Below are 13,165 nucleotides of genomic sequence, written 5' to 3' on the forward strand. Positions count from 1 at the left end.
GCTTCTTCAGTAAATTAATCATATTATGAGTGTAAGATCACCAAAAACAAAGAAAGAATATAGTGCTTTAACCGTAAATATAATTCCCAAATCAACTAGGCTAAAATTAAGCGAGCAAGTGAATGAGGGGACTTTAATTAAATTTTCAAAACCTTTAGTTAAAAAAATTGAAGGCCCCTTTGATGAAAGAGGGGAAAAGGTCAATGATACGAAAAAAGGTAACATATACATTTTTAAAGCGACCGAATTTCAAAAATCTACACTAAGCCCAATTAAAAATATATGGTGGGCTCATCAAATTGATGACGGGGATATCAAAGACATTGAATTAACTGAAGAGAATTTATATCTCGATAAATACGACAATGTTTGTCTGAAATATAAATTGGAGACTAGTAAGCCTACTAGAATATATGCTTATTGCTCAAAGCCAATAAAAAATGTTAGTGTCCTATTAAATGAAATCATAAAAGAAACCATTATTGTTGTTGGCACGGAACAACACTCAAGTAATTCTGCGAATAAGTTGATGTTTCCAGCGCAGGCTGTTAGAGAGATTAGAGAAAGATTCAAAAATTCCCCGAATTTAGAAGTATTAATTTTTAAAGATGGGTACACGGCAAATCAACTAACTGCCTTTTCTAATTCGGTATTATTTTACAATAAAAAGGCAAGAGTTACGCAAATCAATAATGTAGATGAACTAATTAACTTCACTAATGGAGGCTCTAGGAAAAAAAATGCGGAAAGTAAATATCGAGAAATTCATAAAATATCAGAGATGATAATTTTTGCTCATGGTTATGTTAGAGATGAAACTAATGAAGGAGTGATTGCTTTTGGGCTTGATGGACCGAATGAAAATATTCAAGAGTTAGATAGTAAAGCCTTTAAAAAAATTGACAGTGAAGTATTCTTGGCAAATAATGAATCTCACTTGTATTCGTATGCCTGTAGAACAGGTATTGGTGTTTCATCGGAAATTGTAAATAATCCATTAAAGTCTAATAGTTTGGCTCAAAAAATGTCTGACCACGGTAAAATTAATGTGCATGCATATTTGAAAAGGTCTTTATACGAAGATACATGGGGTACTCAGAATCATAGAGATACATATATTTCTGATAATGATCAAGGAGCATCATTTATGGAGAACTTTAAATCGGATATAAAAGATGCGTTTTTAAGCGATCCTAATGACATGGAAGCATTTGTGAAGTATATTTCTTCAGAAAAGAAAATTGATGGAGCTATTTGGAATCCAAAAGGAGCATATTTGCCTGTGAAGGCTGGAGACTTTCCAAAGGGAGTATCCAGTAAATATGAAGTATATAAACCAAAATAAGAAGATGAAAGAAAGGATAATGAAATCTTTGGTTTTTAGTTTGTGTTGTTGTCTTATTGGAGTGTTGCAAATGTATTGGTTTCTTCCTGACGGGGTATCTTGTATAGATGGTAAAAGCGGAATTATTGATTCTATTTTGATATTTATGCCTCTACAATTTTTGCTTGTCTTCATCATTTATAATTTTATAAAATCCAATATTAAAATTTATCTTATTGCCTTTTTTTTATGCCTTTTTTGGTTTTTTGTTAATAAAAATGAATTTGTAAATAGGCATGCTTGCTGGTCAACATTTTCTAAATCTGATATTTTATACTACTCTTTTATTGAGTCAATTATCCCAATAATTACGTGTTTACTTGTAATTATATTGAGCTATAATTTTTATACTTTAAGGAATAAGAAGTGATTTAATTTCACACTCGGGGAATGGGAGAAAATCTCTCGCCTTTGGGCGAAGACTGTAGTATTTGCGATATTGTCCTATGGAAAACTACAGAAAAGGGTCTCATACCTTGTTTGATTTGGAATATTATATAGTTTGGGTAACGAAATATCGTAAGTAAGTTTTGGTTGGGGCAGTGGCAGAACGAAGTGGAGAGTTGATACGAGAGATTTGTAAATCGAATGAAATAGAAATAGTAAAAGGTCATCTATCACAAGACCATATACATTTGTTTGTGTCAGTTCCTTCCAAACTGTCAATAAGTAAGCTCATGCTATATATAAAAGGGAAACCTCGCGTAAGTTACTATTTGAGTTTAAGCATTTACAGTGACAGTTTTGGGGTGAGCATATTTTGGCGCGGGACTATTTTGCAATAACAAGTGGGAATGTGACAGGTGAAATAATAATGCAGTATATAGAGAATCAGGATATTGAAGATAAGGACAATAATTTTAAAATAAGCTAGTCTTTTAGTCGCCTTTAGGCGGAATCAAATCTACCGGCTTTTAGCTGGTTAGTTATTTAATTTAAGATACTGTTTCCCATGTTGGCTATAACAGTTTGATATTATGATGCTCCTTATATATTTGGCTGGGAGGATTTAAAGGGATTGATGAAAGAGAAGGAGATTGATGAAGGGGCTGTTTCTGAAATACATAGGTCGGAAAAAGAAGGGAAGCCAGAATGGTCAATTGTTTATAAGCCTAATGAGTTCCTTAATACTGATAAGGAAAAGCATATGGTGATTGATGGAAAAACAGGAGAAATTCTGAAAATTGAAATTTTGGATATGGCTAGGCATCTTGATTAAGGTGCCATAGCTAGACTTTATAATTGAGTTAGGTGCAATATTAATTCACTCATTTAGAAATGTAGGATCCGACATTCACTCAAGGATATTATGATTGTAAGATTGTAGCACTTCACCTTGGAATGCATTTTAATTTTAAAAAATAATAGCTATCGCCAAAAGTAAGAGGTGAGTAGATAATGATATTATGAATATTTGATTGCTTGGAGCCCCAATTTCAGAAACAAAATTTAGAATTTTCTTTGTGATAAAATCACTTAGCATTTCATCGTCAGCAAGGGTGTCGATATCCTCTAGTTTGATCTTTTTTTAAAACATAGGTCAATACTTTTTTTTGCCATTTTGATGTGCTTTGGTCAGATCGAATAGAGTTGATAAGTCTTGCTTTAACAGTGGCTTTATTGTCTATTTTTTGGGCGACACTATTTTCTTTGTTTACTAACCTTCTTGTGTAAAAGGTGAATTTTTCAGTAATCCAACCTTCCATATTGTTTTTCCATAATAGATATAACGCCCCATGTAAGGCTGCCTTATTTGCAATATTTAAATATAGAAACGGAAAAACTATAAGGCTTAAAGTGGCTAATAGAGTGGCCCAGAAATCCGAAGCAAATAAGTAAATTAAACCCATTATGGCTCCCATGATACCTGTATGTGCTGAAGCGCTAATACCCGAGCTATGCTGTTCTGTGAAATAAATTAAAATGACGGCTATAATTAATGTTATAAAAGATAGCCCAAGTCCTAATGCCAGAGTAGTAAACCATTTAAAAAATGATTTTGCAAGTACCTTGCTTACGTCTGTTATGATTTTTTTCATACCTATTAATAATTACAGCGCTTCGTCAGAGTTTAAATTAGAGAATGCAGTAGGATTCAAATATTCAGCAAGTATATCAAAAGTGAAACTTAAATGTGGTGGGGAGTGTTAGCTCATCTCTGTCTGCTTCCCTCCCAGGGGCTAGCCCCTGGGAGGGAATTTTTTATTTTTTGGTTTGACTGGTTTTTAGTTCCAGTTCCAATCTTCCCTCAAATCTAATGGCTAATTGCTGCACCGTCAAACCCCAATTCCGCAAAGGTGAAGTCCATTTTTTCTCAATACGTCTGCAAACTAAGTAAACTAATTTCATCAAGGCCATATCACTGGTAAATGCTCCCTTACTCTTGGTAACTTTTCTTACTTGTCTATGAAAGCCCTCCACTGGATTTGTAGTGTATATTAACTTTCTTATGGGTTTACTGTAATCGAAATAAGTGCTAAGTAGTTCCCAGTTATCATTCCAAGATCGTATCACCACAGGATATTTCTTTCCCCATTTTTCTTCCAGTTCTAATAAAGCAGTCTCTGCCTGATCTTTTGTGTCTGCTTGATAAACTAATTTAAGATCTTGTATAAACACTTTCTGTTCTTTACTGGCTACATATTTCAAGCTATTTCGAATCTGATGAACTACACAAAGTTGAACATCTGTTTGTGGGTAGATGGAGTGTATCGCTTCACTAAAACCTTTCAAGTTATCAGTGCAGGCTATCAAAATATCTTTCAAGCCTCTATTTTGTAGCTCAGTAAGTATCTGAAGCCAAAAATTAGCTCCTTCGCTTTCTGATAGGTACATGCCCAATATCTCCTTGTTGCCCTGCTTATTGATCCCTAAGATATTATAAAGGGCTTTATGCTTCACCTTACCTTCATCTCGCACCTTGAAATGCATGGCATCTAGCCAAACAATACAATAGACCGATTCTAATGGCCTATTTTGCCACTCCTTTACTTTAGGGATCACTCGGTCTGTGATATCACTTAACACCTCTGTTGATATATTTGTGTCATACATCTCCTTGATGTGCTCTTGAATATCTCTCAAACTATTACCTAGCCCATACATGGCTATTATTTGCTTCTCAAGATTGTCTGCCAGTATACGCTGGCGTTTCTCTACTATTCTTGGCTCAAAGCTGCTATGACGATCTTGAGGAGTATTTATCTCAACGTCTCCTAAACTACTCTTAACTGTTTTCTGGCCTTTGCCATTGCGCTTATTGCCATGAGAGCGTCCTTTTTCTTCACTGGATAGGTGATCCTCCATTTCTGCTTCCAGAGCTTCTTCTAAGAACTCCTTCAACATGGGGCTGAAAGCCCCATCCTTACCAAATAGAGATTCTCCTTTTAAAAATTGTTTAAGTGCTTTTTCCTTTAATTCTTCTTTCTCTTGTTTGTTCATTGCTCTTTAGTCTAAACATTATTTCTTTATATCCAAAGTTTAGACAGAGATGAATTGACAGTCTCATGTGGTGGTTACTTATGAGATTCTTTTGATCATGCTATAAATGAGAGATTCGCAATTACCTCCTCCATCATAAATCCCCTTCATATGCTCCACAAAAGTAATAGGGTGGAAGTGCCGTAGTTGGTTTTGGTGTGAAGTTAGGGAGGCCAAGATTGGTTTCTATCTTTCTCGTAGCTGCTGCTAATATTTCAGGATCATCAGTGCCAAAGCCCATTTCTTTAATGCCTTTAGGTTTTATCTTCTCAGGAGTAGGAAGATCCATAGGAGGGTAGTATGTTAAACCAGCGGCTTCTTTCCAGAACATCAACTTTCCTACCTGATCTTTTATAGAATTTAGCTTTTGCTCTTTGAGACTTTCCAGATCCCACTCTCCGTCTTCGTCTTCTTGAGCGATCAAGTAGTCAAAGAATGTGGTTACTTCATTGACGATCTCATCAGGAGTATATGACCTTTCCATATTACTGATTATTCTGTGTAGAAATTGGATACGTCTCGGTTTCTCTCAAGCGCACCCAAACAGGTGATTTAGCTTTTTCTTCATAGCTGAAGATTTCCCACTGCCTTACTGCATTATGGTCGTTTTGCTTACTAACCACATTGTATTTAAAGTAGATGTTTATAATATTTTTACTTTGTGAGCATTGACTCATAGTAAAAGAGTTTAGCTAAAATGGGAATGGGTAGCTACGGTAGAAGCTTTTCAGTTTGATGAAAGTACTCCCAATTTATTTTGAGAAATGGGAGAGGTAAGTATGTAAAAACACTCCACATTTGAATGATTTTTTGGTGAAAGGTTAACTTTTTGGTTGTCAATTTCTTATGGGTTATCAATCTGGAGATGATGTAATACTTAAGGCTAAGGAATCATTTTTAGGAAATATGCTTATGTATGTTTCTCCACCCGTAAATCTCATGTTAATTTTCAATGAATCATTTAGATTAGTAGGGATCTCATAATCAATCTGAGCGTTACTTTTCTCTATTATGTAAGAGGTGTCCTGTGTGGGGATTTTACTTAATAAGTGTTTGGTGCTTTGTTTTTCTAGTAATCTTTTATAAATCTCGTGTATGCTGATGCTATTGGGAAATAAGCATAAGTCAGTGAATAAGTAATTCTCCTCATCAGTTAATTGATAGCAGTTAGATTGATTTATTTCTTTTACATTGGCTATGTTATTGTTAATAGTATCACTTGAAAAACATTTCCTATTAATTAAATCAACTACACTGCTTTCAAGATTCAATTCTTCAGGATTTTCTAGGTATGCGGATACATCGAATAATTTTTGACTTTCAAAATCATATCTTATCCAACCTAAAGTTCCAGTTCCTTCTGTTTCAAAAAACACCTTGGCTAAGATGGTTTTATCATCATGGGTATCAATAAGTATGCTTACTCTTTCTTTCTTTATTTCATCTGGAATGTTAAATGAACTATGTAAAATGACCTCTAATAATAAATCATAGCAATCAAGATTACTTAAAGTGACTTTGCTTATTGGTTTTGGTTTATCTAATAAAGAGTCTTTGCCAAGAGTATTTAAATTAAAGTCTGTTTTACTCTCACTTTTTTTTTGCTGGCAAGAAATGAAAATTAGGGGTAATATAATTATTAAACTTAATATCCTCATTGGTTGAATTTAATAGTGAATTTTGGGGAAATTTTTTCTAAATATTTTTGATAAGCTTTTTTTGCAGTTTCTTCCGTTGAGTGCCATCTAGCATAATCTCCATTATACTTCTTTATATAATAGGCTTTGTACTCCATTGCGGCAATTACGGAGGGCATTACTATAAAATGTTTCTTTCTGTTTTTTACTTGTTGATTACCTCCTAGTCCACTTTTTCCCTTTCCCTCAAAGAAAGAAGTTAAGCCAATAGGTTCAAAGTCCGGGTTTAAAGTGAAAAAATTACTACTCCAACCATAATATGGAGCAGCTCCATGCGCTTCCATTCCTCCAGTTCCAGTTTTTCGGTATTGTAATGAAGTGAAATGAGCTGTTTCGTCTCTATACATACGCTCTATAATTATAGACATTTCCTCTCCATATTTATCGTAAATGTGTTTTAATGCCTTTTCTGCATCGTCAATAGTGTAGTTTTTATTTATTAATGATAGTTGCTGCTGAAGAGTGCTGTTCAAAATGTCAAGAGGGTCAATCAAGTCCTCTCTTCTCCGAAATGATTGGTTTCCATTATAGAATTTAGAACGTGCATATTTCATTTTATTATACAGTACATCTCCGGGATAGGGAGAGGAGGATAATTCGCCTGTATACATTTCTAAGTGCAACATGCCTCTTTTTTCACCTGCAGGTTGGTGGACGTAAGGTATCAACAAGCCTACTTTCGCTATATGCTGTCCTTTTTTTACAGTATCACCAACTTTTACTAAGATGTTGTTCTTGTTGACTTCTCCATAACGGACTATCATTTTGAATCCTTTAACTATTTCATAGTCATGTTCTATAGTAATTTCAAAGGTGTCATTATAAAATGATTTTACTTCAATAACTTTTCCATCAGCCATTGCATAAATTGGTTCACCTACTTCATAATATAAATCCCGAGCTGCATGTAGTCTGTTGCTTCCTCGCTTTGCTGCAAAAGTTGCGGGGTTTGAAGTCTCAAGTGTATAATCATAATTTTTATAAGAATTTGATTTAAATCCTTTTGGATGATTAAGGGGAACTGATTTACAAGGAAAAATAATATTTGAACTGACTTTACTCTGTGGATATATCCTCTTCATATGCTCCACAAAAGCAATAGGATGAAAGTGCCAGACTTGATCTGTACAGGGGAAGGTTCGCTCAGGAGGTTTTACTTCCTGCTGTTTTTGCTCTTGTGGTTGTTCTTGCGTTTTAGAGGCTTCCTTCTCTTCACTTACTTCTGGTTGAGTTAGGGTTTCAGTGTCGTTGGTTGCTGACTGTGTAGTAGTAGCATTGGCATTTGAGCTTTTTCCTGCTGCTGCATTTTGTACCTCAGGATCATCAGTGCCAAATCCTAATTCTTTAATTCCTTTAGGTTTTATCTTCTTGGGAGTAGGAAGATCCATAGGAGGGTAGTATGTTAAACCAGCGGCTTCTTTCCAAAACATCAACTTTCCTACCTGGTCTTTTATAGAATTTAGCTTTTGCTCTTTGAGACTTTCCAGATCCCACTCTCCGTCTTCGTCTTCTTGAGCGATCAAGTAGTCAAAGAATTTGGTAACCTCATTAGTTATTTCATTAGCGGTATAAGACCATTCTATTTTATGTTTACATATTAATTTTGCTAAGGATTCATGTTTTTATTTGTGAAGATAAAGCAGGACGTGTTTGAGTGAAATAGAAACGCGTCCTTATTTTTCTAAAAACTCATTAATGTAAAATGATGGCAAGACTATTAGCCTGCTATTTCCGATTTCTGATAAATCAGTCTATCACCTGAAATTTCAAAATATAGGAAGGTGCTTCTCTCTTGGCAGTTACCTTCATTAGAATATTTTGGATTAGAGTTAGATGTATAGCTTATTTCAATTAAATTATTGCTGATTTGTATTTTGTAGATGTACATGCATTCATCATTTTCAAGTTCTATTGTTTTTTCTATCGAAGAGGAATTTTTCAGCCCATTCAAATTTAAGCTTGTCAAAAGTTGATATAAGTTGGGATGTTCGGTGCTTTTTGTGATCTGAGCATACTTTAAAAACATCTCTTTATTTATTTTAAAATTATTAGAAGCTAACTTTTCATTGAAATTTGCATTGCGACGAATGAATAAGAAGTTGCTAGTTGGAAAGCTGAAAAATTGAGACATTCCTTCTCTATCATCGTTTTCATAATAGCTCTTCATTTCATTTAATCGATCAATTAGTATTTCATTAATTGCATGCTTATCATCTTGACTAGCAGTTTCTTTTGAATTTTCATCTATTTGTTTAATAGATTGGTTAACATTTCTTCTCTTTGAATTATCGCAAGAAAAGAAGGCTATTATTAGAAATGTTAATACGTAGACATTAAGTACTTTCATATTCTGAAGTTTTGATATTTGATTTTATTATTTTTTGATTGGCATCATCAGTTGATAAAAAGGTGTCATTTTTGCGAAAAACATCATTTAAGCTTTTTGAATAGCTTTTAGGTACAAAAATGCCTGACGCTTTTCTCTATTTCGTTTTCTTTCTATTCAGAGGAAATATACTTCCTGAACAGTCGTAATCACTAATTTTAATTTTATTTCCTTGATTTCCCCCTAGGCATAAGTGTTTTCCGTTGTCTAATTTTCCAATGACAAAAGTGACGTGTCCAAATGAATTTCCATTTTCATCATATTTTATTTCTCCATTTTCATAGCAATCTGTAAACACTACAATAGCGCCATATTGGATTTTCGATTTTTTAAGGGATGAATGATTTAAGAAAGACTGTGATGACCATGATTTAGGGTTCTTGAAATTAGAGTTTCCTAAGCACCAACTAGCGAAACTTGCACACCAAGAAATTTTCCCAGTAGTTGTCGGATGGCCTGTATATGTATGGTATTTTTCTTGAATGGCTATAGCTAGGCTACCTGTATTTTCGTCAAGACCTTTATATTCTAAGGCTTCTTGTAGGGCAATCTCCATCCAAGGAGCCCTATCCCCAGTTATTAGTCTCATATGCTCCACAAAAGCAATAGGATGAAAGTGCCAAACATTGTCGCTTGAAGGGATGGTTCTAGGAGGATCTTTCTCCGGTGGAGTGCCTTTTCCTACTGGTCCGGGAATGTATTCATCTTCTTTATTTTCATCAGAAAATCCAGGAGGCAGAAAGCTTAACCTTGTATTCCATAATTTACTCTCATCTATTTCCTCCTTCTTAAACTCTCCGCTTTTAAGATCCTTCCAGAAGGATAGATGTTTAATTCTCTCTTCTAAGAGTTTCATACGGAATTGTTTTCTTTCTTGAAGCTTATTTTTAAGATCTGGGTCTTTTTCTAATGAAATACCTATGTCGAAAAGCTGTTCCATATCTGGTTTTATGTCATTGGGTGTATAAGCCCACTCATTTTTGTGCTGACATACTAACTTACTAAAAGCAGAAACTATTTCTTTTCTTTTATAAGCATTTCTCCATTCATGTTGATCTAATATCTTGTCCTTATTAGCGTCTACTATATCCCAAATAGAGCACAGGAATGTGTTGTTCTCTTTTGCTTCTAATACCTCTTTAACACTATAAACATAATCAGTGCCTGCACTTATATGGTTCCAGCCAAATAGTGTCCAGTCAAAAGCAGATACTTTTTCTGCATCTTTTTCTTGGAACCAGCCGCTTTTTTCTCCTTCCGTGGTGTTTGTGCTTAGCTTATACCAGTTTTCTTGATCTATTGTTTGTTTGGTGCATTCGGATATAAGTATAATTTTTTCTTCAGGCAATAACTGGTCTTCACCTTCTAAGGGTTCAATCAGATAGTATTCGCTGATAGCCTTGGTTGTTTTGACTATATCATGCGGTTGAGGGTCTGAGTATAGGAATATATCAGGGGCTGAGCTATCTTCAGGGTATGCTTCCGAACTGTCAGGTGGGGTATTATTAAGTGAGGTAACATGCTTTTTAGCTGCGTAGAAATTGGGCACGTTTCCCTTTCAATTAAACATGCCCTAACTAGATCCACCTTGGTATATCATAATATTAGAGGCCAATAAATCCCTTGTCTGTAACTTTAAATTTAAGAGTTTCCTTTTCTTTTAATGGCTCATCATAATATTCAATATCTCCTTCATCTGTTGAATAGGAATAAAGGTAATCTTCCCTAGTCTGTATTAATATCGCATCTTCATTAATGAAAGATTTTATAGATACAATACCAAGTTCTCCTCCACCAGTATATATTAAACTCATTGGATTGTTCGATATTCTTTTTTTCTGATGAATTATAAATATTTAATTCTATACAGGCTAAATAATCATCGAATTCACTCTGGGTATATGTTAAAAATCCTATAAGATAAATCTCTTTAATTTTTACTTTAATAACAGGTATTATTATTTGTCTAAACAATTCATTCTGTAAGGGGTCAATATTTTGTTCTTCCAGAGATTTTCCAACTAATTTTTCTCGATTAGCTGATAAAATTGATTGAATATCATAATCCTTGGTGTAATAAACATAGAAACCATTTAAATTTCTTTTATTCAATTTAAAAGCAGTATTTAATTCATTTAATTGATATTCTGTTAAATAATTTAAATACTCATTTTCTTGTACAGGAAGTTGTTTTTCAGGTATTGCTTCTAGGAATTGTGAAAATGACAAAGTTTTAACATCTTGAGAAGATTCTTCTTTGTGTGAAACTCCAGAAGTTTTAAGTTTGGTATCGTGATTTTTACTCGTACACGATACAATTGACAGCCCTATTAATAACATTTTAAAATAACTCATATTATTGTATTTCTAGTTCAGGTTTATATCCTTGAATGTGTAGATGATCTTTATGGCCTCCATTGGAGTCATACTTGCCATATTTTAATAACTTATCCTTTTTAGATCCATAATAACTGGTTACCAATGATGTGAAACCAAATTTATTTAATGCATCATTAAATAAATTTTGACGGTTTTCGTCAAAATCCGGATCAGTTATCAGCATTCTTTTATTTGTTTTACTTTTATTGAGGTAACGTAAATCTCCATTAATACCTCGTGCATGAGTAGAACTTGGCGAGCCAATGCCTTCTTCATTTGTGAAACCATTAATCACTATATCGTCATATCCAACTTCCGCAATTGCACCCAATAAGGAAGCAAATGAAGTGATTTCAATGAACTCTCTGTCTGATGAATAAGTGTATTTTATTAAACCCTGATTATGCATTAGAAAACTAAAAGTTTAGAAAATCCTTCGATAATTGTGTAAAAAGATCGATTTTGATGAGGTATAAAAATCACCAGAATGGTTACTCAAAATATAGGGTCTTTACCCATTGAATATTCCTCCAAGCCAGTGACACCCTTTGGAGGGATGAGTTTAATGAAACGATTTATCGATCAGGTAGGGATACGAGAAAAATTAGCCGAACTGGCACTTCCATCTCCTGGTTCTAACCGAGGGTATGACCCCAAGCAAATCGTAGAGAGTTTTTGGCTGAGTATCTGGACAGGGGCTAGTAGATACATCCATTGTGACTGGTTGAGATATGATACTGTTTTACAGTCAATTTTTGGATGGGATGGTATGCCTAGCCAAAGTACCTACAGTCGTTTTTTTGGAAAATTCTCTCAATCCCTAAACAACGAAGTATTTCCAGAGCTTCAACAATGGTTCTTTGACCAGCTCCGTTTAGGAGCACTCACCATTGATTTTGATAGTACTGTGATCACTCGATATGGAGATCAACAAGGGAGTAGTAAAGGTTATAACCCCAACAAAAGAGGGAGAAATTCACATCACCCCTTGATGGCCTTTGTGAGTCAAACCAGAATGGTGGCCAATGCATGGCTCAGGCCAGGCAACACAGCGGCCAGTAGTAGTTGCAGGGAGTTCATGGAAGAAACCTTTAAGCACGCCTTGGCAGGACAAAAAGTAGGTCTGGTAAGGGCCGATAGTGGTTTTTACAACGAAGAAATCATGTCATATCTAGATGAAGAACTCCTCAATTACATTATGGCTGTACGCATGTACCCCAATGTAAAAAGCGAAGTTTGGGGGCTTAAAGATTGGGTCAAACTGGCAAAGGGAATAGAGCTGAACGAGATGGTTTTCAGTCATGAAAACGGTAAGCCAAGACGATACATTATTGTAAAAAAGCAAGTTGACATCAGGCCACATGCAGGAGGCAAGGAACTTTTTGAAGATCAGCCTGGCTATCGATATAGTTGCTATGTGACCAATATGGATTTACCTCTGGATCAGATTTGGAACATGTACAACACCCGCGCCGATTGTGAGAACAGAATTAAGGAATTGAAACAAGATTTTGGGCTTGAAAATTTTTGTTTACAAGATTTTTGGGCAACAGAAGCCTCCTTTCGCTTTATCATGGTGGCTTACAAGTTGATGAGTTTATTCAGGCATTTTGCGTTGAACCATCATCGAAAAGCAACCCTATCAACCCTCAGATCCTATTGCTTTGCATTAGGAGCCTGGACAGCAAACCATGCTAATAAAAAGGTTTTAAAAATCTCATTACCCTCCAAAAGAAGACCCTGGATGGAGGGAATATTCTTGAACATATCGTCTACTAGTCCTCCTTTTGATTATTCTAATGAATAATCCGGGTTAAAACATCACTTTTTTTATAGTTG

Annotated in this window: 14 protein-coding genes and 1 pseudogene; 5 read left to right on the forward strand and 10 right to left on the reverse strand. The window is 34.7% G+C overall.

Annotated features, from left to right (window positions below; all coding sequences use genetic code 11):
- Positions 1-25 precede the first annotated feature (25 nt).
- From LVD15_RS11205 to LVD15_RS11210, 4 genes and pseudogenes are all read left to right on the forward strand, one after another.
- On the forward strand, positions 26-1,345 hold the full coding sequence (locus LVD15_RS11205; protein ID WP_233780420.1) for a hypothetical protein: 1,320 nt from the start codon (positions 26-28) through the stop codon (positions 1,343-1,345).
- A gap of 569 nt (positions 1,346-1,914) precedes the next feature.
- Entirely contained in the window at positions 1,915-2,169 is a 255-nt protein-coding gene (locus tag LVD15_RS27275) for a transposase (protein WP_370687407.1), read from the forward strand.
- Positions 2,139-2,258, forward strand: a pseudogene (locus LVD15_RS27280) (IS200/IS605-like element ISW1 family transposase); the annotation flags it as partial. The gene LVD15_RS27275 and the pseudogene LVD15_RS27280, both read left to right, overlap by 31 nt.
- Positions 2,259-2,405: 147 nt before the next feature.
- Positions 2,406-2,603 carry a PepSY domain-containing protein gene (locus tag LVD15_RS11210; RefSeq protein WP_233780421.1) on the forward strand — a complete coding sequence of 66 codons (198 nt, stop codon included), beginning with the start codon at positions 2,406-2,408 and terminating at the stop codon, positions 2,601-2,603.
- Positions 2,604-2,874: 271 nt separating this feature from the next.
- Here LVD15_RS11210 and LVD15_RS11215 read toward each other — a convergent pair whose 3' ends face one another.
- From LVD15_RS11215 to LVD15_RS11260, 10 genes are all read right to left on the reverse strand, one after another.
- Entirely contained in the window at positions 2,875-3,423 is a 549-nt protein-coding gene (locus LVD15_RS11215; RefSeq protein WP_233780422.1) for a hypothetical protein, read from the reverse strand.
- A 163-nt stretch (positions 3,424-3,586) separates the two neighbouring features.
- A complete protein-coding gene (locus tag LVD15_RS11220) occupies positions 3,587-4,825 on the reverse strand; it encodes an IS256 family transposase (protein WP_233775818.1) in 1,239 nt (412 codons plus the stop codon).
- Positions 4,826-4,958: 133 nt separating this feature from the next.
- Positions 4,959-5,348 (reverse strand): hypothetical protein, encoded by a 390-nt coding sequence (locus LVD15_RS11225; RefSeq protein ID WP_233780423.1) that lies wholly within the window; start codon positions 5,346-5,348, stop codon positions 4,959-4,961.
- Between the two features lies 1 nt (position 5,349).
- Positions 5,350-5,541 carry a hypothetical protein gene (locus LVD15_RS11230; RefSeq protein ID WP_233780424.1) on the reverse strand — a complete coding sequence of 64 codons (192 nt, stop codon included), beginning with the start codon at positions 5,539-5,541 and terminating at the stop codon, positions 5,350-5,352.
- 177 nt (positions 5,542-5,718) lie between these two features.
- Positions 5,719-6,522 (reverse strand): hypothetical protein, encoded by an 804-nt coding sequence (locus LVD15_RS11235; RefSeq protein ID WP_233780425.1) that lies wholly within the window; start codon positions 6,520-6,522, stop codon positions 5,719-5,721.
- Entirely contained in the window at positions 6,519-8,084 is a 1,566-nt protein-coding gene (locus tag LVD15_RS11240) for a M23 family metallopeptidase (protein ID WP_233780426.1), read from the reverse strand. Before LVD15_RS11240 ends, LVD15_RS11235 begins: the two co-directional genes overlap by 4 nt.
- Positions 8,085-8,278: 194 nt before the next feature.
- Positions 8,279-8,908, reverse strand: coding sequence for a hypothetical protein (locus LVD15_RS11245; protein WP_233780427.1), 630 nt, complete (start codon positions 8,906-8,908; stop codon positions 8,279-8,281).
- A gap of 136 nt (positions 8,909-9,044) precedes the next feature.
- Positions 9,045-10,496 carry a CHAP domain-containing protein gene (locus LVD15_RS11250; RefSeq protein WP_233780428.1) on the reverse strand — a complete coding sequence of 484 codons (1,452 nt, stop codon included), beginning with the start codon at positions 10,494-10,496 and terminating at the stop codon, positions 9,045-9,047.
- A 203-nt stretch (positions 10,497-10,699) separates the two neighbouring features.
- Positions 10,700-11,302, reverse strand: a complete 603-nt coding sequence (locus LVD15_RS11255; protein WP_233780429.1) for a hypothetical protein — start codon at positions 11,300-11,302, stop codon at positions 10,700-10,702.
- A gap of 1 nt (position 11,303) precedes the next feature.
- The gene (locus LVD15_RS11260; protein ID WP_233780430.1) at positions 11,304-11,735 is read right to left on the reverse strand and encodes a hypothetical protein; all 432 of its coding nucleotides are present in this window, start codon (positions 11,733-11,735) and stop codon (positions 11,304-11,306) included.
- Positions 11,736-11,813: 78 nt separating this feature from the next.
- On the opposite strand from LVD15_RS11260, the gene LVD15_RS11265 reads away from it, so the two are divergent.
- The gene (locus LVD15_RS11265) at positions 11,814-13,133 is read left to right on the forward strand and encodes an IS1380 family transposase (RefSeq protein ID WP_233777947.1); all 1,320 of its coding nucleotides are present in this window, start codon (positions 11,814-11,816) and stop codon (positions 13,131-13,133) included.
- Positions 13,134-13,165: the final 32 nt, after the last annotated feature.

Source organism: Fulvivirga maritima (assembly GCF_021389955.1).
In the GTDB taxonomy this organism is placed as follows: domain Bacteria; phylum Bacteroidota; class Bacteroidia; order Cytophagales; family Cyclobacteriaceae; genus Fulvivirga; species Fulvivirga maritima.

What these genes read in the sequence shown, in the direction of transcription:
- LVD15_RS11220 (WP_233775818.1), bottom strand. Translation starts at nt 4,825, where the DNA reads ATGAACAAACAAGAGAAAGAAGAATTAAAGGAAAAAGCACTTAAACAA.
- LVD15_RS11230 (WP_233780424.1), bottom strand. Translation starts at nt 5,541, where the DNA reads ATGAGTCAATGCTCACAAAGTAAAAATATTATAAACATCTACTTTAAA.
- LVD15_RS11260 (WP_233780430.1), bottom strand. Translation starts at nt 11,735, where the DNA reads ATGCATAATCAGGGTTTAATAAAATACACTTATTCATCAGACAGAGAG.
- LVD15_RS11265 (WP_233777947.1), top strand. Translation starts at nt 11,814, where the DNA reads ATGGTTACTCAAAATATAGGGTCTTTACCCATTGAATATTCCTCCAAG.
- LVD15_RS11205 (WP_233780420.1), top strand. Translation starts at nt 26, where the DNA reads ATGAGTGTAAGATCACCAAAAACAAAGAAAGAATATAGTGCTTTAACC.
- LVD15_RS11225 (WP_233780423.1), bottom strand. Translation starts at nt 5,348, where the DNA reads ATGGAAAGGTCATATACTCCTGATGAGATCGTCAATGAAGTAACCACA.
- LVD15_RS11210 (WP_233780421.1), top strand. Translation starts at nt 2,406, where the DNA reads ATGAAAGAGAAGGAGATTGATGAAGGGGCTGTTTCTGAAATACATAGG.
- LVD15_RS11255 (WP_233780429.1), bottom strand. Translation starts at nt 11,302, where the DNA reads ATGAGTTATTTTAAAATGTTATTAATAGGGCTGTCAATTGTATCGTGT.
- LVD15_RS11235 (WP_233780425.1), bottom strand. Translation starts at nt 6,522, where the DNA reads ATGAGGATATTAAGTTTAATAATTATATTACCCCTAATTTTCATTTCT.
- LVD15_RS11245 (WP_233780427.1), bottom strand. Translation starts at nt 8,908, where the DNA reads ATGAAAGTACTTAATGTCTACGTATTAACATTTCTAATAATAGCCTTC.
- LVD15_RS11215 (WP_233780422.1), bottom strand. Translation starts at nt 3,423, where the DNA reads ATGAAAAAAATCATAACAGACGTAAGCAAGGTACTTGCAAAATCATTT.